At 49.1% G+C, this 25124-nt stretch carries 18 protein-coding genes; 5 read left to right on the top strand and 13 right to left on the bottom strand.

The annotated features are described in order from the left end of the window. Positions 1 to 14 precede the first annotated feature (14 nt). Positions 15 to 851 (bottom strand): AraC family transcriptional regulator, encoded by an 837-nt coding sequence (locus FHS17_RS15320; protein ID WP_243865366.1) that lies wholly within the window; start codon positions 849 to 851, stop codon positions 15 to 17. Between the two features lie 122 nt (positions 852 to 973). Here FHS17_RS15320 and FHS17_RS15315 point away from each other — a divergent pair, with 122 nt between their 5' ends. After that, the gene (locus tag FHS17_RS15315) at positions 974 to 2047 is read left to right on the top strand and encodes a Gfo/Idh/MocA family protein (RefSeq protein ID WP_167279270.1); all 1074 of its coding nucleotides are present in this window, start codon (positions 974 to 976) and stop codon (positions 2045 to 2047) included. 14 nt (positions 2048 to 2061) lie between these two features. Continuing rightward, positions 2062 to 3219, top strand: coding sequence for a Gfo/Idh/MocA family protein (locus tag FHS17_RS15310; RefSeq protein ID WP_167279269.1), 1158 nt, complete (start codon positions 2062 to 2064; stop codon positions 3217 to 3219). Positions 3220 to 4295: 1076 nt separating this feature from the next. Here the strand turns inward: FHS17_RS15310 and FHS17_RS15305 are convergent. Both FHS17_RS15305 and FHS17_RS15300 read right to left on the bottom strand, forming a co-directional pair. Further along, positions 4296 to 5774, bottom strand: coding sequence for an alpha-N-arabinofuranosidase (locus tag FHS17_RS15305; RefSeq protein ID WP_167279268.1), 1479 nt, complete (start codon positions 5772 to 5774; stop codon positions 4296 to 4298). Positions 5775 to 5966: 192 nt separating this feature from the next. After that, positions 5967 to 6284, bottom strand: coding sequence for a DUF6171 family protein (locus FHS17_RS15300; protein ID WP_167279267.1), 318 nt, complete (start codon positions 6282 to 6284; stop codon positions 5967 to 5969). A 65-nt stretch (positions 6285 to 6349) separates the two neighbouring features. Here FHS17_RS15300 and FHS17_RS15295 point away from each other — a divergent pair, with 65 nt between their 5' ends. Continuing rightward, the gene (locus FHS17_RS15295; RefSeq protein ID WP_341805834.1) at positions 6350 to 7207 is read left to right on the top strand and encodes a helix-turn-helix transcriptional regulator; all 858 of its coding nucleotides are present in this window, start codon (positions 6350 to 6352) and stop codon (positions 7205 to 7207) included. 2 nt (positions 7208 to 7209) lie between these two features. On the opposite strand, the gene FHS17_RS15290 is transcribed toward FHS17_RS15295, so the two are convergent. Further along, positions 7210 to 8052 carry an AraC family transcriptional regulator gene (locus FHS17_RS15290; RefSeq protein WP_208420391.1) on the bottom strand — a complete coding sequence of 281 codons (843 nt, stop codon included), beginning with the start codon at positions 8050 to 8052 and terminating at the stop codon, positions 7210 to 7212. Between the two features lie 111 nt (positions 8053 to 8163). Here FHS17_RS15290 and FHS17_RS15285 point away from each other — a divergent pair, with 111 nt between their 5' ends. Next, the gene (locus FHS17_RS15285) at positions 8164 to 8967 is read left to right on the top strand and encodes a phytanoyl-CoA dioxygenase family protein (protein WP_167279266.1); all 804 of its coding nucleotides are present in this window, start codon (positions 8164 to 8166) and stop codon (positions 8965 to 8967) included. Positions 8968 to 9036: 69 nt separating this feature from the next. On the opposite strand, the gene FHS17_RS15280 is transcribed toward FHS17_RS15285, so the two are convergent. The 6 genes from FHS17_RS15280 to FHS17_RS15255 all read right to left on the bottom strand — a co-directional run bounded on the left by FHS17_RS15280 (position 9037) and on the right by FHS17_RS15255 (position 18970). Continuing rightward, entirely contained in the window at positions 9037 to 12837 is a 3801-nt protein-coding gene (locus FHS17_RS15280; RefSeq protein WP_243865393.1) for a GH32 C-terminal domain-containing protein, read from the bottom strand. A gap of 99 nt (positions 12838 to 12936) precedes the next feature. Beyond that, entirely contained in the window at positions 12937 to 13836 is a 900-nt protein-coding gene (locus tag FHS17_RS15275) for an ROK family protein (RefSeq protein WP_167279265.1), read from the bottom strand. Between the two features lie 16 nt (positions 13837 to 13852). Further along, positions 13853 to 15331, bottom strand: coding sequence for a glycoside hydrolase family 32 protein (locus FHS17_RS15270; RefSeq protein WP_167279521.1), 1479 nt, complete (start codon positions 15329 to 15331; stop codon positions 13853 to 13855). Positions 15332 to 15438: 107 nt separating this feature from the next. Further along, entirely contained in the window at positions 15439 to 17052 is a 1614-nt protein-coding gene (locus FHS17_RS15265) for an ABC transporter substrate-binding protein (protein WP_167279264.1), read from the bottom strand. Positions 17053 to 17130: 78 nt separating this feature from the next. Next, positions 17131 to 18012, bottom strand: coding sequence for a carbohydrate ABC transporter permease (locus FHS17_RS15260; protein WP_167279263.1), 882 nt, complete (start codon positions 18010 to 18012; stop codon positions 17131 to 17133). A 16-nt stretch (positions 18013 to 18028) separates the two neighbouring features. Continuing rightward, positions 18029 to 18970, bottom strand: a complete 942-nt coding sequence (locus FHS17_RS15255) for an ABC transporter permease (protein WP_167279262.1) — start codon at positions 18968 to 18970, stop codon at positions 18029 to 18031. A 479-nt stretch (positions 18971 to 19449) separates the two neighbouring features. Here FHS17_RS15255 and FHS17_RS15250 point away from each other — a divergent pair, with 479 nt between their 5' ends. Next, on the top strand, positions 19450 to 20490 hold the full coding sequence (locus tag FHS17_RS15250; protein WP_167279261.1) for a LacI family DNA-binding transcriptional regulator: 1041 nt from the start codon (positions 19450 to 19452) through the stop codon (positions 20488 to 20490). Between the two features lie 85 nt (positions 20491 to 20575). Here the strand turns inward: FHS17_RS15250 and FHS17_RS15245 are convergent, their stop codons facing one another. Genes FHS17_RS15245 through FHS17_RS15235 form a run of 3 tightly spaced genes read right to left on the bottom strand, consistent with a single transcriptional unit; the run spans position 20576 to position 25121 of the window. Continuing rightward, a complete protein-coding gene (locus FHS17_RS15245) occupies positions 20576 to 21634 on the bottom strand; it encodes an LLM class flavin-dependent oxidoreductase (protein WP_167279260.1) in 1059 nt (352 codons plus the stop codon). After that, positions 21631 to 23097, bottom strand: a complete 1467-nt coding sequence (locus tag FHS17_RS15240) for a DHA2 family efflux MFS transporter permease subunit (RefSeq protein ID WP_167279259.1) — start codon at positions 23095 to 23097, stop codon at positions 21631 to 21633. Before FHS17_RS15240 ends, FHS17_RS15245 begins: the two co-directional genes overlap by 4 nt. Next, positions 23094 to 25121 (bottom strand): ABC transporter ATP-binding protein, encoded by a 2028-nt coding sequence (locus FHS17_RS15235; protein WP_167279258.1) that lies wholly within the window; start codon positions 25119 to 25121, stop codon positions 23094 to 23096. The genes FHS17_RS15240 and FHS17_RS15235 overlap by 4 nt, the downstream gene beginning before the upstream one ends. Positions 25122 to 25124 lie beyond the last annotated feature (3 nt).

The following is a 25124-nucleotide window of genomic DNA, read 5'->3' as shown; positions in this document are numbered from 1 at the left end:
TCACCTCATATCCTTTATTTAAGCAGGTGCTGCCGGTAGGACAAAGGGGCAACCCCCATAATCTCGCGAAACACTTTGCTGAAATACGAGGCATTGGAAATGCCCACCTGATAGCCGATCTCCGATAAAGGCAAGGAGGTTTTGCGAAGCAGTCCGCAGGCATATCGGACTCTTGTCGCCTGGGTATAAGCAACAATAGTTGTTCCCGTCGATTCCTTGAATAGATGGGCTACATGATACGGTGACAAATGAAGGGCACTAGCCAGCTCCTCCAATCGGAACGGTTCCATATAATGCTCTTCAATCCATTGCATGATATCTTCTACGTGATGGTTATGCTTTTTCAGAAAAGATGCGTCACCTTCTGGGTTTTGCTTGAGCTGATGAACGAGGCTAAGCAGAAAGACACCCATATTTTCCTCAAATTCACCCTCACGCATGCTGGTGTTTGTTTCGTTGAATTGCCTTAGCAGCGCGACAAACGGCGTGTTTTCCGCCATCGCATGGACAGGATGTATATTGGACTGCTGACGCAGAATCCGTTGAAAAAAGCTTCTTAGTGAAGGAAAATCATTCAAATAGCTTTGCAGCACAGCCGGCTCGAACAACAACACACTTCGTATAAAAGGCTCCTCTTGCGTCACCTGAATTTGAATCCGGTGCATCTGAAAGGGCGGAAACAGGAGCAGCGTGTTTGGCTCTATAGAATACGATTTTCCCTCTATAATTAACAGTCCTCGGCCTTGATGCACATAAGTAAGTTCCATTTGCGAATGAGCATGAAAGACTTCTTTGAAAAATTCTTTTGATGTTCTCCGGTATTCATAGTTGAACCATTCTGTCGGAAACAACCTTTTCCCCGCCCTTCTCTCATAACCGCAAGATATAAACATTTTAGCGCAAAATGGAGCCATTCACCCTCTCTTTTTTCATCTATTCTATTATCAAATCCAATTAAGGAGCTGTTAGTGACGTGAATAAGGCGGATGGCATGAATTATGCACCACAGGGTAAACCAAATCCAGTCGTAAAGCCTGGGGAGTTCCAGTTTGCCGCAATAGCGCTGGATCATGGGCATGTCTACGGCATGTGCAACGGACTGATCGAAGCTGGAGGAGAGCTTGTCTCTGTATATGATCCCGATCCAGCGAAGGTAGCCCAATTCGTTCAGCGTTACCCGCATGTAAAGGCAGCAGCATCAGAAGAGGAAATTTTCGCAGACTCCCGTATTCAGCTGGTCGCATCAGCCGCTATTACTTCCGAGCGTTGTGCCCTTGGCCTTCGGGTCATGCAGGCGGGCAAGGACTATTTTACAGATAAAGCACCACTGACAACCTTGGAGCAGCTTAAAGACGCCAAGCGGGTTTCCGCTGAAACCGGGCGTAAATACATGGTCTACTATGGTGAACGGCTTCATAACGAGGGAGCAGTTTTCGCAGGTCAATTGATCGAGCAAGGTGCAATCGGCCGGGTCGTACAGGTTATGGGCTGGGGACCACATCGCACGAACGCCAAAGCAAGACCGGAGTGGTTCTTTGAACGGGAGAAATACGGCGGTATCTTATGTGATATCGGAAGCCATCAGATTGAGCAATTTTTATACTATACAGGTGCGAAGGATGCGACAGTCGCTCAATCTCGAATCGCCAACTACCATCATAAGCAATATCCCGAGCTTGAAGATTATGGTGATGTGATGCTGACAGGCGATAATGGTACGGCCTCCTACTTCCGAGTGGACTGGCTCACACCAGACGGACTCAGCACATGGGGAGACGGACGAACTCTGATTCTTGGTACAGACGGTTATATTGAGATCCGCAAATATGTCGATCTCGCACGTGATCCACAGGGCGATCAAGTGTATATGGCTAATCATGAGGGAGAGCATCATTTTTCCGTAAGAGGAGAAGTTGGCTTCCCATTCTTCGGTCAGCTTATTCTCGACTGCATCCATCGTACCGAGAATGCAATGACACAGGAGCATGCCTTCAAAGTTGCCGAGCTTAGCGTATTATCCCAGAATCTTGCGGTCCGCATGGAATAGGAGATGGTCTAATTATGTTGAAAGTTGCTATTATTGGAGCCGGAGCGATTAGCAGAGCACATATCGACGCTTATCTGAAGTTTCCTGATCGATGCCAGGTTGTTGCTGTTACCGATATTTATGTCGATAAAGCCGAGAGCCGCATTTCACAATGTCAGCTACCCGGTGCAAAAGCATACGGCGATTACAAAGAATTACTAGAGCAGGATATCGATCTTGTCTCGATCTGCACTCCACCTTACACCCATGCTGAACTTGCTGTGGAATTCCTGCGGGCAGGCAAGCATGTTTTAGTCGAAAAACCGATGGCCTCTTCCCTTGAGGAATGTGATGCGATGAACCAAGCGGCTGAAGAAAGCGGCAAACTGTTATCGATCGTCGCCCAAAACCGCTTCCGCACGCCGATGATGAAGCTCAAGTCCGTCGTGGATAGCGGGCTGATTGGTCCAATCGTTCATTCCCAGATCGATTCCTACTGGTGGCGCGGCCATTGCTACTATGACCTGTGGTGGCGCGGAACTTGGGAGAAGGAAGGCGGCGGCTGCACACTCAACCATGCCGTCCATCATATCGATGCGCTGCTATGGATGATGGGACGCCCAACCGAGCTGCAGGCCTTCATGAGCAATACGTCGCATGATAATGCAGAGGTAGAGGATCTGTCGATTGCGATGCTGAAGTTCGATAACGGTGGCCTTGGCCAAATTACAAGCTCCGTTGTCCATCATGGCGAGGAGCAGCAGTTGATTTTCCAAGGTAAGGCAGCTCGGATCTCCGCCCCATGGAAGCTGGTAGCCTCTAGTTCGATGGATAATGGCTTCCCGACTCGGAACGATGTTCTCGCGGAGGAAATCCAAGCCTATTACGATAATCTGCCTGAGGTTGCTTATGAAGGACATACCGGTCAGATCGATAACGTCCTATCGGCTATCGAGCGTGGAGATTCCCTGCTCATCGACGGACATAGCGGCCGGGCAACGCTTGAGCTCATTCTCGGTATCTACAAATCGGCAAGCACCGGCGAAAAAGTTCGCTTCCCGCTCCATGCCGATGATCCGTTCTACACACGGAAAGGCATTCAGGACAACGTCCCGCATTTCTATGAGAAAAGCGCCTCCGTTGAGAACTTCCAGGATCGTACGATTACGACCGGGAGTAGTTTGAAGGGATAGACGATTTTAAGCCAGAGGCAATAAGACCCTGACGGGGTCTTATTGAATCTCAATATACTCTACTACTGCAAAATAAGACCCCGTGAGGGTCTTATTTCATCTGTTCGCACCCGAGCTGGGCTAGTTTTTACACTTACGTGGACCAATAAGACCCTGACGGGGTCTTATTGCCTCCCAAGTTACTCTACTACTGCCGAATAAGACCCTGCGAGGGTCTTATTTCATCTACTCGAACCTAAGATTGGCTAGTTTTCACACTTACGCCGACCAATAAGACCCCGACGGGGTCTTATTGCCTCTCAATTCACTCTACTGCTGCCGAATAAGCCCCTGCGAGGGTCTTATTCGGCAGCAGTAGAGTGAATTGGGCTAGATTGTAGATTAATCGACTAGTCCGGCAAGTTAAAGTCCCTGAAGGACCTTAACTCGTCACGCAGAGGCATCATGCGCCGACTTAAGGTCTCTCAGGGACCTTATGTACCCGTGAACCCACCGTTTTCACCGCATAACTGACCAATCCCGGCAAGTTAAGGTCCCTAAAGGACCTTAACTCACCAAGCAGAGACATCATGCACTGCCTTAAGGTCCCTCAGGGACCTTAAGTACCCGTGAACCCGCCGTTTTCACCGTTTAACTGACCAATTCGACAAGTTAAGGTCCCTAAAGGACCTTAACTCATCACGTAGAGGCATCATGCACTGACATAAGGTCCCTCAGGGACCTTATGTACCCGTGAACCCACCATTTTCACCGCTCAACTGACCAATCCCGGCAAGTTAAGATCCCTCAAGGACCTTAACTCATCACGCAGAGGCATCATGTACTGACATAAGGCCCCTCAGGGACCTTATGTACCCGTGAACCCACCGTTTTCACCGCTCAACTGACCAATCCCGGCAAATTAAGGTCCCTACAGGACCTTAACACATCAGGCAGAGACAGCATGCGCTGGCTTAAGGTCCCTCAGGGACCTTAAGCACCCGTGAGCCTGCCACTCTAGCTGCTTAAACGGTAAAAGAAATATTAAAAGCCGTTAAGACCCTTTCGGGTCGTAACGGCTTCTATTTTTCGCCCGACTATTGCTCCAGTCGCAATGTTACCACTGATGCAGCCGGCAAATTGAGGCTTAATTTACCGTTCTCGATCTTAGCTTCGTAGAATGACTTCACGCTTACTTTTGCCGGATCCTCGAAAGTATTATGAGCATGAACGGTATCTGCTGCAAGCAGCTTGCCTGTGCACTTGAAGCTTCCTTCGGTGCCACGAAGCTCCAGGCTGATGTCTGATTGCTCGGACGGATGCAGGTTGTACAGGCTGACATGGATAACGCCATCTTTCTTCGACGCCGTAATGCCAACTTGATCAAGCTCCTTACCATCGGCATCTACTTTGCCAAACTCGCCGTGAATCGCAAGCGCCTCAGCATCTTGATGGACATTGTACATCTCAAGCACATGATACGTTGGTGTGAGCAGCATTTTGTCACCTTCGGTCAACACAACTGCCTGCAGCACGTTAACCATCTGCGCGATGTTCGCCATCTGCACCCGATCGCAATGTTTATGGAAAATGTGAAGGTTAACCGCAGCTACCAGTGCATCACGCATCGTGCTTTGCTGGTAGAGGAAGCCTGGATTGGTGCCTGGCTCTACGTTGAACCAAGTTCCCCACTCGTCGACAATAAGGCCAACACGTTTGTTCGGATCATAACGATCCATCTCCGTGCTATGGCGGGTGAGGAGCTCATCCATATGAGCCGCTTTTTTCATCGTTACCAACCAGTCGTTCTCATCAAACTCGGTTGCTGAGCCTTTATCCGCCCAAGTGCCAGGCACCGTGTAATAATGGAGGCTCAGACCACTCATGAAACGCTCCGCTTTGTTCATCAAAACATCGGTCCATCTATAATCGTCGGAGTTTGCACCGCCAGCAATTTTGTACAGCTTATTGTCGCCGTATTGACGGACATATGTTTGGAAATTGCGGTACAGATCCGCATAATGCTCCGGAAGCATTTCACCGCCACAGCCCCAGTTCTCGTTACCCACGCCAAAATATTTCAGTTTCCATGGCTTCTCACGGCCATTCTGACGGCGAAGGTTCGCCATTGGGGAATCGCCGTCAAAGGTCATATATTCCATCCATTCGGACATTTCCTGAATCGTTCCGCTGCCTACGTTGCCGCAAATATACGGTTCAGCGTCAATCAGCTCACATAGACGGAAGAACTCATGCGTACCGAAGTGGTTATTTTCCACAACGCCGCCCCAGTGTGTATTAACCATTCTCTTACGAGTCTCACGAGGACCAATGCCGTCCTTCCAGTGATACTCGTCCGCAAAACAACCGCCCGGCCAACGGAGAACAGGAACCTTCAGGTTGCGCAGAGCCTCAATGACATCATTACGAATACCGTCCGTATTTGGGATCTCGGAATCTTCCCCTACCCACATTCCTTCATAAATACTTCTGCCCAAATGCTCTGCAAAATGGCCATATATGTTCTTATTAATCGTACCGATACTCCAGTCCGTATGTACAACTGCTTTATTCATCCTGTTTTGCCTCCTAAAAAGAATGATTACCTAAACAGCCAGTGGCTGTTCGTGATGATTCTTACTTCGTAAGCATTAGCTTAAAGAATGATTACCTAAACAGCCAGTTGGCTGTTCGTGATGATTCTTACTTCGTAAGCGTTAGCTTATAGAATGATTACCTAAACAGCCAATGGCTGTTTGTGATGATTCTTACTTCGTAAGCATTAGCTTAGTTGATTGATCCCATTGCTCTCGAACAGCCTGCTGCGGGTGAGGGCATCCCTTGTCCTTCAGCTTGGCGCGTACCTGAACCAGACATCCGCAATGCATGCAGGTTGTTTCATAAGCCAGACTCGCGCAATTTCCGCATGCCTCAAGCCGCTTTGCATACAGCTCATCGGTCACGCAGGCATCTGCTTTAATTTTGGATATCAGGCGCTGGATCTGCTCGTCCGTCACTTTCACATCAGCTGAGCATCCCTTACAGCCATCCCGCTCTTTCTTACTGACAGATTCTGTGGTTGTCATGTTTGCTTCAGCTCCGTTCGCAGGCAGGACATTATTTATTTCCTCTACTAAGATTGTATGGGATTGTGGAAGCGTCAACAATTAACTATAATGAGAAAAAACTGACCTATCCTGCTTTTTTTCGAGAAATGGAGTTGTTCATCATTATCCGATTAGACCGTTGCGGCTACCGGTTCGTGCATCCTAATGGCATATCCATTATCCGGCCCCATGGCTCGGGAGATTATGCTTTTGTCTTGTTCAAGAAAACATCTGAAGTGATTGTAAACGGAGTACAAATGATTGCCGACAGCGACTCGTTTATCCTGTTCCATCCGGATACGCCCCATTCGTACAAGGAGATTGATCTGCCGTTCATTAACGACTGGTTTCATTGCGAAGGAGAAAAACTAGGGGAGCTTCTTAACGAACTAAATTTCCCGCTCGATAAGCTTGTACCCGCTGTTGATCCGATGCTGATCTCCCGAAGCATTATGGAACTGCACCGGGTTCAGAAGCAGGGTGGGCATTTGATGGAGCGTATTCTGGATACCGACCTTCGGGCGCTTCTAATGAAGCTGAGTAACCTATATGAACTGTCTCAGCATCCTGAGAGACCAGGCCGGTACATCCGGCAGTTCTCGGAGCTTCGAGATGAGCTGTATAACTCACCGCAAAGCCATGTAACCGTAGAGATGCTGGCCGACCGCGTTCACCTCAGCAAGTCTTATTTCCAGCATCTCTATAAAGATATATTCGGCTGCTCAGTTGTGACCGATATGATTAACGGCAGACTGGAGCTCGCCAAATATCTGCTTAAGAACAGCTCCTTAACCGTATCTGCAATAGCCGCACGATGCGGCTATGAGCATGAGACGCATTTCATGCGGCAGTTCAAAAAGTTCGTTGGCATAACGCCCAGCCAGTTCAAGGCGAAAGTGTAGGCTCATTCATTATCCGTCTTCCGCTTATACTCCGCTGGTCCGCATCCGTACCGCCTGCGGAACAACGCGGCAAAATGGTTATAGCTTTGGAAGCCGACGTCAAACGCGGCTTCACCGGCTGTCCGGCCTGCTTGCAGCATAAGCAGTGCGGCCTGTTCCAGACGCATGTTGTTGAGCGTATCTACAATGGATCTGCCGGTCTCCGCTTTGAACAGATGCGACAGCCGGGAGGCGGACAGCCCTACCCGTGCCGACAGCTCGTTAATGGACAAAGGCTCCTGCATCTGGGCAGATAAAATACGCATAACCTGGCTCACGCGGTAATCCAGCTTATCCGCCAGTTGGCCGGCCATCAGCAGAATTAAGGCACTCAGCTGATTGTCACAAAGCTCCTGCCAGAAGCCGACTTGCGCCCTGGAATCATGAAGCAGTGACCGGAATATTCGGAGTACTCGCCGCTGCAGCTCACTCGAGGGCAGCGGGCAGATCAGCACTTCCTCATCTGGAAGCAGAGATGACTCCGGTACCCGCTTGAAATGTACCCACATGAAATTCCACGCCCCCCCTTTTACCGTACCATATGTATGAGGAACGCCCTTTCGGAGCAGCACCAGCTCGCCTGCTTTGCATTCCTTCTCTCCGGCAGGCGTATGGAAATAGCCCTGCCCCTCCAGTGTAAAAACAAGCAGCCAATCCTCTCGCCCGCTAGGCCTCGCCATGGAATACGTATCATTTTCCCGGAAATGTCCGGTTAGAATGCCATTCTTCGACTCACTTGCCACTGCCTCCACCTGCCTTCTCTCGTTACCATAAGCGTAAGGCTTAACAGAGCATCCGTCCAGCATAATAGCAGAATCCAAGTAGTAATGAGCATAATCCCGACTTCAATCTACCCCCTTAATTCCATACAATTAGAGACAAGAAGAAGCAGCAACCAAAGGAGAGGGGCAGTCGAAATGACACAGTCACTTAAAGTGCTTACCGAAGAGCAGATGAAACAGTTCGAAACCGAAGGTTATGTCATCGTAAAAGGGGTTTGGAACAAGGAAGAAATAGAGGAAATTAAGGCAGAATTCGAAAAAATCAGTCTTACTCCTGTACCCGGCTATTTTGAGCCTGTAATGGAAGGTGAGCAAGAGGATCCGCTGCGTCGCTATCCGCGAGTGATGCATCCTCACCGGTTCAACGAGCTGAGCAAAAGCTATATGCTTCATCCTGGTGTTCTCGAAATCATGCATGATCTGTACGGAGAAGAAGCTCTTGCTGCGCAGAGTATGTTCTATTACAAACCGCCGGGCTCACGCGGGCAAGCGCTACATCAGGATAACTTCTATTTGAAAGTCGAGCCGGGTAACTGTATTGCCGCTTGGGCAGCAATCGACCGCTGTGACGAAGAGAACGGCTGTATGCTGCTCGTACCAAAAACGAACACCTATGACATCGTTTGTCCAGAAGAATCGGATTCTAACGAATCATTCACCAACCACTACGTGAAGCCTCCAAAAGAAGAAAAGCCGGTTGCCGCTATTATGGAGCCTGGCGATATCCTGTTCTTCAATGGCAATCTGATTCACGGCTCTTACCGTAACAAATCGAAGGAGCGCTTCCGCCGCGCGTTTATTTCCCACTATGCGAACAGCAGCGCGCTGTCGATCTCGCACTGGTATAACCCGCTTTATAAAGCAGACGGCTCTGAACTGTCTCTAGAAGCTAATCCGGATGGCGGACCTTGCGGTATTGAGACTCCAGCGTATCACTAAACAAAATAAAGGGAGGCATCGGTCACATTGGATCGCTGCCTCCCTATTCCTTAACCGCAATTAATTAGTCTATTTCTGCTCCATTGTCCATTCCTGCCGCGCTAGCCCAGCTTGTTCATCATTCAGCGTAAGTGTTGTACCATCCTCTGACACTTCAATCGCCTTGCCATTGTGAACGGATTTAATCGTTACTGTCCCATTCGAATTCGGGGTAATGATCCACCGCTGGTTATTGTAGCCGAGGTAACTGTAGAGCTGTATCGTATTCTGTCCAGTATTAAGATCAAGTGCCTTTCCGCCTTCCGCCCGAATCGAATAGGAGCCCTGTTCATCACCTGTCGGTACAAACGTCCATGCGGAAGTTCCCCCCGCCTGAATGATCACAGGCTCACCATTCTGCTGCCCGTTAACATAGAGGGACTTGCCTGTCACTTCGTTCGTCAATAGAGCGGAAGTCAGATCAGCCCCTTCCATATTGCTAGCCATAACATTCTGATAGGACGCCTGACCTCCAAACACATTCACACCGAAATGCCCTTCAGCAAAGGTTCCATCCTGAACGTCCATGATGCGTTGTCCATTGACGGAGATGATCAAATGAGGGCCGTTTGCTTGAATGTTCACATGATAAGTAATACCACGTTGCAGGAAAGCAGGTACTCGCGCAAGCACCATCCGGTCTTCGAATGCTCCGTCAACCTTATAGAAAAGCCGGTACGCCTTCATATTCGGATCAAGATTAAAGTAATAACCACTGCGACCGTCAGCGCTAGCGCGGAACAGAACCGAACCAGCTCCTCCGTCCTTGCCAAGTGTCACATCCGCTGCATAGCTGAAATTGCCTGCCGTCTCTTGAGCGATATAATTCGCATCGCTGGAGTAGCTGCCCCGAATACCATTCTCCGTCACTACCCAGCTCGGCAGCGATAGGTCCGGCTTCCAGTCGGTCAGATTTGTAACGAATTGCCCGGCATACACCCGGACCACTGTACTGGCGTATGCTTTGCCATTCGGAGTAGATACTTTGATTACGGCTTCTCCCGGACTGCCAGCCTTTAGTATCGCCTTACCTTGCTCTGTGGAGCTAATCCGCACCACATCTGGCTTACTGGATACCCACTTCAGCTGCTGCTTCTTCCCCTTGTCCCCATCAACCGCAGCATACAGCGATTCGCTTTGACCTGGACCAAGCTCTCTGTCACTCGTGTCCATGACAATTCGGGTATCATCACCCTTCAGCTCATTCCATGTATCTGCAAGAGCATGCACCTTTAGCGACACAACCGTAACCGCTCCACCCTTCGTATAGAAGCTCATGCTGCGGCCTGCCGGATCGGGAAAAATAACATCGGAGAACACCACCTCACCGTCATTGCCAAATAGCTCAATGGAGGAGTCATCTACAAAAATATTCATTTTCACCCGCTTGGCTGCCGGTTCGAGTGGAACTTCCTGATAAGTAGAGAACTTGCTGGAGAAATCTGTTACACCAGATTGACTCCGGTCAATAAACATTTGTTGATCTAGGACACGATAGCCTGCAACCGTTTTGTTGCCTTCGGCCCCTTCTCTTACATTAAAGCCAAATTCCGTTACAGCACTGCCGGCCTTAATCTCAATCTCGGCTTCGATTTCAAAGGCTCCTGCCGACAAGTCCTTAAGAAGATTGGCACTGTCTGCCGTTACCCGCTTATTCGTTGCCGTATACATCGTCGTGCGTAAAGACTGCAGTTCCTGAACAGGAGCCTGCACAAGCCGCACACCGTCACTTGTGTTCCGGAGCGTCAGCTCTCTTGGAATCGTAAGCTCACCCTTCCAACCTTCAGTAGGAAAGGCAAACGGATAGTCCCAATTCGTCATCCAGGCAAGCATAATTCTTCGGTTATCCGGCAAATCCGAGAAGGACATCGAAGCGTAAAATTCCTTACCGTAATCGGTTCTTAGTACTTCTCCTGCCGCATTATCATTAACAAATTTGCCCTCTGCCGTCAGCTCGCCGATGAAATATTCCGCATCGGAGCCTTCTGTTGCGGGATTGGCACCGGTGCTGATCATCAGCACCCACTTCTTCTCCTCTGTCCCTTCCACAGACAATTCGAACAGATCAGGACATTCCCATACGCCGCCTCGCACATAACCGCCATATCCAAAGCTGTCAGTATGTGTCCAGTCAATCAGGTTTGTCGAGGTAAAGAAGCGGATATGATCACCACCGGAAACAACCATGATCCACCTGTGATTGGCCTCATCTCTGACGACCTTCGGATCGCGGAAATCCCAGCCGCCCGGATCCCCGCCCTGCTTGCCTGGATTCTCAATAACGATCGGATGCTCAGTCGAATATTGCCATGTCCGTCCTTGATCGGTGCTATAGGCAAGCCCGACACGCTGATTACCGTTATAAGCGTCAGGGTTATAAGAGGTATAGTAAGCTATCAGGCCACTACCACCTGAGCCAGTAAACAGACCGGAAGCATTATTCAGATCAGCAACCGCCGAGCCGGACCAGACATGCCCGTTATCATTCCAAGGCAAGGCTATCGGCAGCCTTTTCCAATGTACCAGATCATCGCTAACCGCGTGCGCCCAGGTCCCTCCATCCTGATGAAACAGATGGTATTCCCCTTCATAATAGACAAGCCCGTTAGGATCACTCGCAGAACCGCGGGCCGGTGAATAGTGATAATCCGGACGGTAATTTTCCGTGTAATAGTCGGAGGTCGGAACTATATACACATTTTGGAAATAACCATTGCCCGCCAAGACGGCCAGCCCTGCATGCCCTTTCGTGTAGCGGCTGTCGACTGCTTGAACGGCCGCGTCCGCGTAGCCGTCTACATATAAGGTCATTCGGCTGCCGTTCGCTGTAATCTCCAGATGATGCCTTGCCTCATCCTGTGTCGGATACACCTGCCCGGAAGTACCGATTACAGTGCCATCTATTGTCATTAGACGTGCAACAACGCCGCTGCCTTCCTTCTTCAAGGAAGCCAAATACCCTTGTGTACCTGCATCATTCATCCGGAAAGCAAGAGCTGCTTCAGACTGCCCGGAATCAAAGGCGATATCGCCTTCATACACGAAGTCTGCCGCCTCCTGACTATAGACCTGAACGGCAGCCTGGGCTTCAGCTGCTCCTTGCCAGCCTTTCAGATCCGGCTCCCAGCTGCCTGAGGTATAAACAGCCGTCCCCAGATTACTCTTCAGCTCGCTCACTTTTATATTTTGGAATAATGCCGAGCCGTCCCATACATTTAGTCCAAAAAAACCTTTTGTGTAAGCGGTGTCATTTATGTCGATAACAGGCTTGTATTGGCTATCCCAGTACACCTTCAAGCGGCTTCCGCTTGCAATGACTTTCAGATGATAAATTTCTCCTGCTTGGAGTTCAACCTGCCGCTCTTCCTTCAATGCTGTATCACTTGCCGCATCTCTAAGCCGAATAAGTCCTGCAGCTGGAACGATTTGCAGCATATAAGAAGCCCAGCCATCTTCATTAGATCGGAACACCAACGTGGCATCCGCCTTCATGTCGGTTACTTTCACATCCGCCTCATATACGAAGTTATCTGCCGCAACACCGGATATTGCCATTACATTCTCCTTCGGATCGGATGTCAGCACCAATCCCTCCTCTGTATTCTCCAGATGTCCACTTCCTTTCACCTGCCAGTTTGTTAAATTCGTCTCTGTGTTGGTTGCGCTTACAAGATTGTCCGGAGCTGTCTCCGCCTGTATGCTTGCATCTGCTTTGGTATTAGCCGCCCAGCCTTCTGCAGGATTAACCGTTGCTGCGACGGAAGAAATAGCCAGCACACTTGAAAGCATCATTGCTGCTGCCCAACTCTTCGACCTACTCTTTCCCTTCATCATCATCCCTCTTTTCTTATAGATGCTCACATCTCATATCCTGCAAAAGAACCAAGGGATTGCCGCAACTGCCCCGGCAAATCCCGCTGTTCTTGTCTGTTACAATGCACCTTCCCTCGCATGCGCTTGCTGATAAGCCTGCAGACCAAGCGCCAGTGCACCGCATAACCCGGCTTGCTGCCCTAATCCCGGCGGTACGATATAGCGGTCGATATTCTCTGTAATCTCGGCTGCACTAACGTAGCCGTTCAAATTACGTTTCACCGCTTCCTGGATATGAGGGAACAGCTGCATCTGCTTCATAACGCCGCCGCCAAGTATAATCTTCTGCGGCGAGAGCATCAGGATAGCTCCGGTAATGGATTGGGCGATATAATAAGCTTCCATTTCCCATGCCCTATGGTCTGCCGGAAGCTGATCCCCCTTCTGCTCCCAACGGGCCTCGAGAGCCGGACCAGCCGCCATGCCCTCCAGGCAATCTCCGTGATAAGGGCACAACCCCCGGAAGTGGTCATCCGGGTGCCTCTTGACCGGCACATGTCCGCCTTCCGGATGGACAAGTCCATGGACCAGTTGGCCCTCAGCATATACCCCGATACCAACGCCAGTGCCAATCGTATAGTACAGACAACTCTGCAGCCCTTTCGCAGCACCCCATACCGCTTCCCCATAGGCAGCCGCATTAACGTCGGTATCCCAGCCATAAGGAACATCAAATTGCTGCTTCAATGTTCCAAGGAAGTCAAAGTTCGCCCAGCCTGGCTTTGGCGTAGTTGTCACGAAGCCATACTGAGGATTACCCGAATGAAGTCCAATCGGTCCGAAGGAGCCGATGCCAATAGCCTCTACTTGGTTTTCCCGAAAATAGTCAATCACCTTGCCAAGCGTCACCTCTGGCTGCTCTGTCGGAAAGCTGACTGAATGCTCGATCACGCCATACTCATTGCCAACACCACAAACAAATTTGGTGCCGCCTGCTTCAACCGCTCCAATACGCATAACCCTGTGCCTCCTCTTATTCGCCCTTGGCCGCAGCCTGCGGAACGAGCTCATAAATGTTCAAGGAAGAGAGCACCACATTGGCTTGCTCCGAGAAGAACGAGATGCCCGTCGCATCTGCATCCGGATAAATAAGATCCGTAATAACGGCCTGCCCTTTATTAGCGAATACCTCCACAGATGCAGCGTCAACAAAGATGCGGAGATCTATGCTGTCGCCGGCAGATACAATCTTCGCTGCTTGAATGCTGCGGAATAGCGGATGGAAGCTGTGCTCGCCCGAGTTGGTACGGTCTACATAAACGGAGTCCGTTGCAGCATCGAAACCAACAACTGTCCCATTAGCCGCCCCGGTCCGGATCCTAAAGCCAGACGAATGATCCGTTGAAAGCTCAGCATGGAGTTCATAACTGACAAGCTGCAGCTTTTGTAACACCTGTTCTGCTTCAGCAACTGTTACTCCTTGCAGCGCAAGAACAGGCTTCCTGATTGATTCCAGCTCTGCGGCCGGCTTCTGTATCAGGGTAACAACTCCCTCTCTTGTTTCCAGCGACATTTCCCTTACAACCGTCATCGCTCCCCGGAAGCCTTCCGTAGGTGTCTGATTGGCATATTGCCAATTGCTCATCCAACCAATCATCAGACGTCTGCCATCCGATTCAGGAATATCCGACCATGTGACACCAGCATAATTGTCGCGACCATGGTCCACCCATCTCACTTCCGAAGAAGCGGCATCCGGCGTAAAGGCAATTCCGTCAAAATCTCCGGTGAAATATTGCGTTCTTGATCCTTCCACGAAGGCCGGATCCGCACCGATGCTCACAATCATAACCCATTTCGAATTCGCAGCATCGCCGTCGATAGCAAGCTTGAACAGATCCGGGCATTCCCATACGCCGTCATGCGATCCGATTCCGTCACCAAACTCACTGCCAAGTGTCCAGTTAATAAGATCGGGAGAATGATAGAGACAAACCGTCTGGCCACAAGCAATAATCATTACCCAACGATTTGTCTCTTCATGCCAGAACACCTTCGGATCTCGGAAGTCAACAAAAGTTTCATGCGTCAGCACCGGATTACCAGCATATTTGACCCAAGTTCTTCCTTTGTCAGTACTGTAAGCCAAGCTCTGACGTTGAATCGGATGGCTCCCTTGGACATCCAGATGGTGGGTGAATATCGCAACCAATCCCGGGCCGTCCGAGAACAGTCCCGATGTATTGTTCCAATCGACTACTGCGCTGCCAGAAAAAATCATGCCATGCTCATCCGGGGCTAGAGCGATATCCAGTTCTTCCCAATTGACCAGATCCTTGCTCACTACATGCCCCCAGTACATAGGTCCATGAGTGTCTCCATAAGGATAATGCTGATAAAATAAGTGATATTCGCCTTCATAATAGACCATCCCGTTCGGATCGTTCATCCAGTTCACTTGAGGCGAGATATGGTAAGCACCTCTGAAGTTTTGTTTAGCCATTATAGACATCATCGTTCCTCTCCCTTGCTCCTGTTTTTATCTCTTTCATTCAAAAAAGAAGGCCCTGCCCGGCAGGTTCCCCTGCCGGAACACGGCCATTGCCATGCGATACGCAACTAGCCTTTTGTCGCTCTGTCGTAACCGCCTTGTTTGATCTTGAGCCATTCCTGCAGACCAAGACGATCCAGCTCTTTCAGATAATCATCCCATTGCTCATTAATTTTGCCATTCTGGTACCATTCGGTACGCATTCTGAGGACGTAAGCAAACAGATCTGTTTCAATCGTTGTAAGACGGTCAAGCTCTTCAATAGAGTTAAATACGCTAGGCATCACATTGTCAGCTTTCATATGCGGAGCCATAATATTTTTGATAATATCCATCCGGCCCTTCGCATCATCCGGCATAGTCGTATATTTGCCATAGTAGGAATCCAGAATCGCGAGTGGTCCGCCAATGCTTGTTTTCTCACGAAGCTCAACCGGCGCTGTACCTTCAAGCGGCAGATGCTTCAGCATATTGCTTGCTTCATCGTATTCGAAAATATTTTGCTGCTTATCATCGCCGAAGGTTCCCCAGTTATCCTGTACCGATTGAACCGGATCATAGAGCTGATCGACCCACTTCGCCGTTGTTTCTACGTTCTTGTTCGCGCTTGTAATAACCATCTTGCCGCGGCCAAGACCAAGACCATTTGTTCTTGTTACATTAATCTCACCATCAGGTCCTGCAATCGGAGGCATTACTTCATAAGAATCATTCGCACCGGTAATATTTGCTTTATCCCACGAGAAGTACAGTCCGTACTTCTGATCCTTACCTTTCGCCAGATAGGTGCTCCAGTCTTGGGTATAAGCTTCAATATCAATCAAGCCTTCTTTGTAGAGCTCGTTCACAAAGGAAACTGCTTTCTTGTAGCCCTCATCTGCAGCTGTAAAAATAACTTTGCCGTCATTCGATACAACCGCGTGGTCAGGATTCTCACCTAATCCAAAGGAAGCGAACAAGAAGGCCAAATCCTCTGCACCTGGTTTATTAATGAAGGACAATGGAATTTCATCCGCTTGGCCGTTGCCGTTCGGATCCTGTGTCTTGAAGGCAATCAACACCTTCTTCAATTCTTCCGTTGTGGTCGGCATCTTCAGGTTCAGCTTCTTCAGCCACTCCACGTTTATCCAAGGCATGCTGTCCACGGCCTGGATTCTTTCCTTGCCGCTTCCAAGCTCCTCAATCCAAGGGAAGGCATAAATATTACCGTCCGGAGCCGTGATCATGCTTTTATATTCAGGAGCCTCCTCCAGCACTTTCTTGAAGTTAGGCATATATTGATCAATCATATCGTTGAGTGAAATGATCGAGCCATCCTTAGCAAGCTTTAGGAGCTCATAATCGCTGTAATCCGCATTAAAGATCGCATCCGGCAGATCGCCGCTTGCTACAGCAAGATTTCTTTTCTCTACAAAAACATCATTCGTGAAGTTCTTCCAGTTGATATGAACATTCGTTTTCTCTTCGAGCCTTTTATTAACAAGCTTGTCATTCGGATCAGCAGGTGCAATAGCAGAGCTCTGCGTAATAAAGTTAAGGGTGACTTTACCGTTCGGGTCTTGTTTCTTGCTGGCAGCACTGCCTCCGCCTCCGCCGCTGCAGGCAGACAGAAGAAGGATTGAAGCAAGAGCTGAAGCCGTAGCTGTTCTGGTCATAAATCTGGATTTGTTCATTGTACTCATTACCGATGACCTCCCAAAATTAATAATGAATAATAATTTCTATCTCTCGCATGGCCATGCGTATGTGAAGATCTGTCCCTACTTGAGGGAACCGACCATGACACCTTTCTCGAAGTACTTCTGGAAGAACGGGTACATAATAATAAGAGGCAAGCTGGATACAACAATAGCTGCATATTTAATAATTTCTGATAATCGCTTCAATTCAGCTGCCGCCAGTTGATCGTTGATCATGCCCGGATCGACCTGGTTCTGAATCAGAATTGAACGAAGGACAAGCTGAAGCGGATGGAGAGTCGGATTATCGAGATAAATCATCGCATCGAAGTAGGAGTTCCACTGCCCAACGAAAGCGTACAGAGCAAGAACAAAGATGATTGGCTTCGACAGCGGCAGAACGACCTGCATGAAAATCCGCATCTCCGAGGCTCCATCCACATTGGCCGCTTCCTTCAGCTCCAAAGGCACTCCTTTGAAAAAGGTCCGCGACAAGATGATATTCCATACGTTTACGGCACCCGGTATAATGACAGCCCATACGGTATTGAGCAGGCCCATATTTTTCACAAGTAAATAAGTAGGTATAAGCCCTCCGCTGAAGAACATCGTGATGATGAATAGGGTCATGAACAACCCCTTACCCTTTAGCCGGTTATCCGACAGGGAGTATCCGGCACAGACGGAGACGACAACCGTCAGGACGGAAAAAGAAACAGCATAAAAGACGGCATTGCCGAAGCCGCGAATCATCGCCGGATTGGACAAAATCTTGTTGTACCCTTCAATAGACCAGTCTGATAGCTTGAAGGACAAGCCTCGGCTCAGCAGGGTGGACGGATCCATCAAGGAAGCAATCACCACATAAAGCAGAGGAACAACGACGATGAGTACAGCAAGCGTCAGGAAGATTCCGTTTAATATAAGAAGTAAGCGGTCCAGTCTGGAATGCTTGATAGCCATGTATACATCTCCTTTCTTAGTAGAGGCCGTCGCCCTCGTTCAGCTTTTTCACAATGAAATTAACTGTAATGAGCAGCAGGACGTTAATCGCGGAATTAAATAATCCAACCGCCGCAGAATAAGCATAATCACCGGATTGCAGCCCGATTTTGTACACATAGGTTGGAATAATCTCCGAGGTTGGGAGGTTCATGGCTGTCTGCATCAGATAAGCCTTCTCGAAGCCAATCGACATAATACCGCCGGCAGCCAAAATAAACACAATCGCCATAATAGGGCGAATCGTTGGCAAATCGATATGCCGGATGCGCTGAAGCAGGTTTGCCCCGTCTAGGTTGGCCGCATGATGAAGCTCCGGATCAACGTTTGCAAGTGCAGCTACATATATAATGGAAGCCCAGCCTGCTCCGGTCCAAATATCCGACAAAATGTAGATGGCACGGAAATACTCAGGACGCGACATGAACATCACGGGTTCGCCTGTTATTAGGGTAATCAAATGGTTAATCGGACCTGTCGGGGACAGGAAGATAAACAGCATCCCCACCACAACAACAACCGAGATGAAGTTAGGGGCGTACAAGAATAGCTGTATATTTTTCTTAGCGCCGGTATGTCTGATCTGATTCAGCATAAGCGCAAGAAGAATGGGGATTGGAAATCCGAGAATAAGGCCGAAAAAGCTCAATTTAAGCGTATTCATAAAAATAACATCAAAATTCGGTGACGACAGAAACTTCTCGAAGTTATAGAGCCCTACCCAATCGCTTCCCATGATGCCCTTGATCGGACTGAAGTCCTTGAATGCAATAATGGCCCCATACATCGGACCATATTTGAATACCAGTGTCAGAATTAGTGCCGGAGCGATCAGGATGTAGAGAAAGTAATGCTTCCTCCAATAATCAAGGGTTGCGTTTCCGGACCTTGCTGCTGTTTGAGCCTGTTTGGCTTCCATTGCGTTAGACTTACCTCCGTTCATTTACAAAAGTATTCTATGTTTGTGCAGTAAGGGCTTTCATTGTTAGCCTTTTTGTTTACTTGCTGCATTTACAATTTATCAAACGGCTTTGCAAACGTCAATATATTTTGTAAAAAATAATTTGCGCATTTGGAAGGTCGAATTGTTCAAAATAGAAATAAAACCCGCTTCATTTTTGACATAATGTTGGTTTTAATTGGAAATAGGATGAAGAATTCAGTTAAAAGCTAAGCAATACATTATATTCAAAAGGAATTACACTCACATTTTGCACATTTCAATTTACTTATGACCATATTTAATTAATTCATTTGTAAAGCCACTTGTGCATTTGTAAGATTTTTATTGCTATTTGTCGCAAACTATTATACATTTGTATTACCTATATGAATGAATTTAGTTTACAAAAACACATTAATAGGAGAACAAAGATTGCAAGAGGTGAGCAGACCTGCATGACTAAGGAAAAAGTAACCATTCAAGATATCGCCGACGCGCTTGGCATATCCAGGAATACCGCCTCCAAGGCATTAAATGGCCGAACCGAAATTCCGGAGGAAACACGCAATAAAGTAATCAAAAAAGCTATTGAGTTAAAATACAAGCAATTTTCTTATCTGGAGAGCGAGCAGCTTTTATCCAAAAATTCAGGGAATATCGCTTTATTGACAGCTAATCTTCCGAACACCTCTCATTTCGGCTCGACTCTGATCAGCGGCTTGGAGAAACAGATCAGTGCCGAGGGCTACAACCTGTCTTTTCATATTATTAGAGAAGTGGATCAGGCCTCGTTATCCCTGCCTAACAATTTCGATGTGTCGAATGTAGACGGCATTATTTGTATTGAAATGTTTAACCCTGCTTATAGCGAATTAATTACAAGCCTTGGCGTGCCTACTATATTTATAGACTGCGCTTCCACGGTATGTTATCCCGAATTCAAAGCGGATATTCTTCTGATGGAAAATCAGCATAGCGTCTATCAGCTTACAAAAGAGCTGATCACAAACGGTTACTCCAGCTTCGGATTTATCGGTGATTATAACCACTGTCTCAGCTTTAATGAACGCTGGCTGGGATTCAATCGGGCTCTCAGCGAGGCCGGAATACCGCTTGATCTTGGCCAATGTATAGTAGACGACGATCGCCTCTTCTTTTCCAGGCCATCCTGGCTGGAGGAACGTCTTAATGAGATGCAGAAGCTGCCCTCCGCCTTTATCTGCGCCAATGATTTTATTGGAGTGAGCTTCATGAAGGTGCTAAAAAACAAAAACATCTCCGTTCCTCATGATGTTGCAATCTGCGGGTTTGATAACGGGCCGGAGTCGATGATCGTCGAGCCCCATCTTACAACCGTCCATATTTACAGCAACGAAATGGGCGTGAAGGCAGCTGAAATGCTGCTCTCAAGAATCAATGATCCGGAGCAGCCTTATCAGGTAGCTCATATCTTTACGAAACCTCTTTTCAGAGAGTCTACTGCGGGGATTCGATAAAGCTGAGGAGGCGGTTTAAACCGGCTAGCGGAAACAACAATAAGCCCCTATCCTCGGATAGGGGCTTTTCGTTACAAAAACAGGGTTATACCGATACTCTCTTCACTTGCTCCTCCCACACGCTGCTCGGTACCTCCCGGCGCAGCACGGGTGCAATGTCCGCTGCAAACCGCTCCATCTGCTCGCGCTGCTCGGCTTCGGATAAGCCGTCTACGCTGAGGGACAACACCTGATGACCAAAGGCCGCTTGGTAGTTTAGTATTTTCTCAATGATCTGATCCGGGCTTCCGATCAGACTTGGACCCCTCGCAATGTTATCCTCCAGTGAAGTAAACGGTGATTGGTTATGCTGAGCCGCGGCTGTTGCTTGGAATGCCTGATAATAAGGGCGGTACCGGCGGATCGCCTCTTCCGTCGTATTAGCGATATACAAGCTGCCTGCACCGGCACCAACTACAGCTTTCTGAGGATCGTGACCGTAATAGGCTAGCCGCTCGCGATAATGATCAATTAGGTCTTTGTATTTGGCCTGAGGATGAAAGCTGTTCGAGGAAAATATCGGCTCACCGTAACGTGCAGCAAGTTCAGTGGACCTTGTGCTGGACGCGCTTCCATGCCAGATCGGAATCGGCCGCTGAAGTGGTCTTGGCTGCGTGGTCACCTGATGAAGAGCTGGCCGATATTTCCCTTCCCAGCTCACATTCTCCTCCTGCCACAGACGCCTCAGCAGTTCATACCGCTCCTCCATCGAATCCCACTGTTCCTCTTCCGTAATGCCAAACAGCGGATAATGCCGTGGATCATTACCTTTGCCGATGATCATCTCGAGTCGTCCGCCGGACAAATGATCAAGAGTCGCGTAATCCTCTGCAACCCGAACCGGATCAAGCACACTTAGTACGGTTACAGCAGTAAGCAGTCGGATACGGGAAGTCCTTGCAGCTATAGCCGATAACAGCAGCGGCGGTGAAGACGACAGGAATGGCGCTCCATGGCGCTCACCAATGCCATAACCATCGAACCCCAGCTGTTCGGTAAGCTCAGCCTGCTTGATTATATTTTCAAATTTTTCACTGGTCGTGAACTGCTCGCCTGTCAACGGGTTTGTGAGATTCATGACAAGGCTGAACCAGATGAATTTCATAAGCTTTCACTCTCCTTTGGTGTCGTAACGGGCGCCGGCATTCGTCTGCCAAGCAGCAGCGCAATTGGAATTGCACAGACCACAATGATGCTTGATACTAGAAAGACATCATGAATGCTATGCATGTAAGCAAGGCGATATTGACTGGTTCCCTCACCACCGCCGCCTAATTCAGATTGATGAAGCTCTAACCGAGAATAAAATAACGAAGTACATAATCCTAACGCCATAGCGCTAAATACTTGTCTCAGCCAATTCAGCAAAGCGGATGCATGCCCGATCCACTCTTTAGGAACAGCTGACATGCTTGCGTTTGTTGTTGGTGTCGAGGCAAGGCCGGTTCCGATATTACGGACAGCCAGCCAAATAATAATCACAACAAGACTGGTTTCCGAAGGCATCTTACTAAAATAATAAGTACTTATGAACAAAATCGTACAGCCAATCATAATGAGTCTGGCAGGACCAATACGGCTGTACCATCTTCCTGCCGCAAACGTAGCAACGGTTAAGCATCCGGCTGCAGGCAGGAACAAGAGCCCTATCTTGAAAGGCGATAAGCCTTTCATCTCTACTAATAACAGCGGCATGAAATAGACAACCGCATAAAGTCCAAAAGATAAGATGAGGGAAGCCATAAGACTAAGCGAAAATCTCGGATTGAGCAGCAGCCGAAGCTGCAGGAGAGGATGATCACTGCTGCGCTCCTGCCGTACAAAGAAAACAAAACAGCCAACACCAACAATCAGCATCGTCCAAGTAAGAATGCTGTCCCATCCCCATGCGTTCATGTTGCCGAAGAGCAGGAGCAGAGCAAGACTTCCACCCGTAGCAAGCAGCAAACCAGGCCAATCCAGCCTTGCAAGGCCGTTCGCCTGGTCCTTCGGAATGACAGCTGCACCTACAACCCATGCGATGATCCCAACAGGCACCGTCACAAGAAAAATAAGATGCCAATCAAAGCTTTGCAGCCAGCCGCTTAACGACGGACCAATCGCTGTACCAAGTACAGTCGCGAACGACCATACACTTAGGGCAAAGGACTGTTTCTCCACTCGAATTGATCTGTAGATTAAAGCCAGAGAAACCGGCTGGATAAGCCCGCAGAAGAGTCCCTGCAAAATACGAAAGGCAATAAGCGCCTCAACATTCCACGCTTGTGCACATAAAAACGAGCTTACGGTAATGCCCCCGATTGCGAATAGGAATAAACGCTTGCAGCCGAACCGTTCCATCGCATAACCGCTGATCGGAACAACGATGCCGCTTGCTAGTGTAAATCCGGTCATCATCCACTGGACGGTCTGCAGCTCCGTACCAAATATACGAATAAAACCGGGGAGCGATACGTTCAGGGAGACGACATGATACATGCCGACGAAAGAGCCAATGAATATAGCCGTCAGCACCGGCCAGAACGCTGGAAAAGACGAGGCCGACTCTTGCTGCTGATTCTGCTTCATATAAGTGTGTAGTGGCAGGCGGCGTATCGATCCTCACCTAGTGGGCGAAGCTCCGGCTGCTCCTTCCTGCATCGTTCCGTTGCAAACGGGCAACGGGGATGGAACCGGCAACCGCTAGGAGGATTGGCAGGTGATGGAATTTCACCTTGGATGGCAGCAACGATGCTATTCTGACCTGGAATAGGCTGCGGAATCGAGTCAATGAGCAGCTTCGTATAAGGGTGAGCTGGACGACGGAACAGTTCATCACTAGGCGCAATTTCAACTAACTTGCCTAAATACATAACGCCAATCCGGTCTGAAATATGTCGCACAACCTGTAAGCCATGAGCGATGAATAAGTACGTCAACCCTAGCTGCTGCTGAAGCTCTTGAAGCAAATTCACAATTTGTGCCTGGACGGAAACATCAAGCGCAGATACTGCTTCATCTGCAAGAATAAAGCTTGGATTCAAGGCGATTGCCCGGGCAATGCCGATCCGCTGCCGCTGACCGCCCGAGAACTCATGTGGATATTTGCCGCTGCTGGCCGCATCAAGACCAACCAGCTGCAGTAATTCCTCCACACGATGCTTACGCTCGTAACCCGTCATCACACTATGTACCTTAAGCGGCTCGGCAATACTGTCCCCAATCGTCCATCTTGGATTAAGGGAACCATAAGGATCTTGAAAAATAACCTGCATATCCCGTCTCATGGAACGAAGCTCAGCGCCATCAAGACTGGTCAGTTCCCTCCCTTGAAACTGCACTTTCCCTGAAGTAGCCTGCTCCATCTGCAGCAGAACACGACCTAGTGTAGATTTACCGCTTCCTGATTCCCCAACCAGACCAAACGTCTCGTTTTTCCGAATGGAGAAGGAGACATCGTCTACCGCCCGGATGAAGGCACGAGGGGCTGTAAAGCTTTTACGCTTGACCGGATAATATTTATGCAGATGCTCTGCCACAAACAGCGTTTCGCTTTCACTGCGGGACTCAGCTTCCGTGAACTGTCCTTCCAACAGAGCCGGCTCATCCATTCGAATATTCCCTTTATGAAGAATGACTGCCGCTTCTGCAGCAACTCGATCTTCATGCCAGCAGGCAGCCCCGCTGCCATTCCGCTCAGTAAGCGGCGGCGCTTCGGCTCTGCAGCGATCGGTCGCATACTCGCAGCGAGGGTGAAACAAACAGCCGCTCGGCAGTGCAGCCAGTGACGGTATTGATCCTTGAATAGCATACAGCCGCTCACCACGTACACTATCTAGAGGCGGAATGGATTGCAGCAGTCCTCTTGTGTACGGATGGCGCGGCTTCGCGAATAGCTCTGCAGCTGTTCCTTGCTCGACGATCTGACCAGCATACATAACGACAATTCGGTCAGCCATCTCCGCAGCAATACCCAGGTCATGAGTAATGAGCAGAATCGACATCCCAAATTCCCGCTTCAATTCCTGCAGCAGCTGCAAGATTTGAGCCTGAATTGTCACATCAAGTGCGGTCGTTGGTTCATCGGCGATTAGCAGCTCCGGCCCACAGGAGAGTGCCATTGCAATCATGGCCCGTTGAAGCATGCCGCCGGATAATTCACCGGGATACTGCTTCATCCGAATGGCAGGCTCAGGTATTCCAACACGGGTGAGCAGCTCGGTGCCTCGTACCCAAGCCTCTCGCCGGCTGATCCGTTCATGCTGTATAATCGTCTCCACAATCTGTTGTCCAATGGTGAAGACAGGGTCAAATGCCGCCATTGGCTCCTGAAATACCATCGCAACCCGCTTCCCGCGTAATTGCCGAAGCTCAGCTTCCGGCAGCGATGCTATATCCCGCCCCTGCAGCACAATACTTCCATGTGTAATTGAGCCATTCTCATAATCAATCAGCCGCATAATCGCTTTGGAGGTAACGGTTTTTCCGCTGCCCGACTCGCCAACAAGACAGACAGTCTCCCCCGGCTGTATGGAGAACGATATATTCGTAATAGCTTGCAGCGGGCCATGCTTCGTACGAAACCCTACAGACAGCTCCTTAATATCAAGCAATGC

Origin of the sequence: Paenibacillus lupini (genome assembly GCF_011761355.1) — a bacterium.
GTDB lineage: Bacteria > Bacillota > Bacilli > Paenibacillales > Paenibacillaceae > Pristimantibacillus > Pristimantibacillus lupini.
The sequence above is the reverse complement of the archived record's forward strand: the minus strand, read 5'-3'. Positions and strand labels throughout refer to the sequence as shown.

Coding starts and splice junctions, on each gene's coding strand:
- FHS17_RS15260 (WP_167279263.1), bottom strand. CDS start 18,012: ATGGCTATCAAGCATTCCAGACTGGACCGCTTACTTCTTATATTAAAC.
- FHS17_RS15255 (WP_167279262.1), bottom strand. CDS start 18,970: ATGGAAGCCAAACAGGCTCAAACAGCAGCAAGGTCCGGAAACGCAACC.
- FHS17_RS15310 (WP_167279269.1), top strand. CDS start 2,062: ATGTTGAAAGTTGCTATTATTGGAGCCGGAGCGATTAGCAGAGCACAT.
- FHS17_RS15270 (WP_167279521.1), bottom strand. CDS start 15,331: ATGTCTATAATGGCTAAACAAAACTTCAGAGGTGCTTACCATATCTCG.
- FHS17_RS15275 (WP_167279265.1), bottom strand. CDS start 13,836: ATGCGTATTGGAGCGGTTGAAGCAGGCGGCACCAAATTTGTTTGTGGT.
- FHS17_RS15245 (WP_167279260.1), bottom strand. CDS start 21,634: ATGAAATTCATCTGGTTCAGCCTTGTCATGAATCTCACAAACCCGTTG.
- FHS17_RS15300 (WP_167279267.1), bottom strand. CDS start 6,284: ATGACAACCACAGAATCTGTCAGTAAGAAAGAGCGGGATGGCTGTAAG.
- FHS17_RS15290 (WP_208420391.1), bottom strand. CDS start 8,052: ATGCTGGACGGATGCTCTGTTAAGCCTTACGCTTATGGTAACGAGAGA.
- FHS17_RS15265 (WP_167279264.1), bottom strand. CDS start 17,052: ATGAGTACAATGAACAAATCCAGATTTATGACCAGAACAGCTACGGCT.
- FHS17_RS15240 (WP_167279259.1), bottom strand. CDS start 23,097: ATGAAGCAGAATCAGCAGCAAGAGTCGGCCTCGTCTTTTCCAGCGTTC.
- FHS17_RS15305 (WP_167279268.1), bottom strand. CDS start 5,774: ATGAATAAAGCAGTTGTACATACGGACTGGAGTATCGGTACGATTAAT.
- FHS17_RS15250 (WP_167279261.1), top strand. CDS start 19,450: ATGACTAAGGAAAAAGTAACCATTCAAGATATCGCCGACGCGCTTGGC.
- FHS17_RS15280 (WP_243865393.1), bottom strand. CDS start 12,837: ATGAAGGGAAAGAGTAGGTCGAAGAGTTGGGCAGCAGCAATGATGCTT.
- FHS17_RS15285 (WP_167279266.1), top strand. CDS start 8,164: ATGACACAGTCACTTAAAGTGCTTACCGAAGAGCAGATGAAACAGTTC.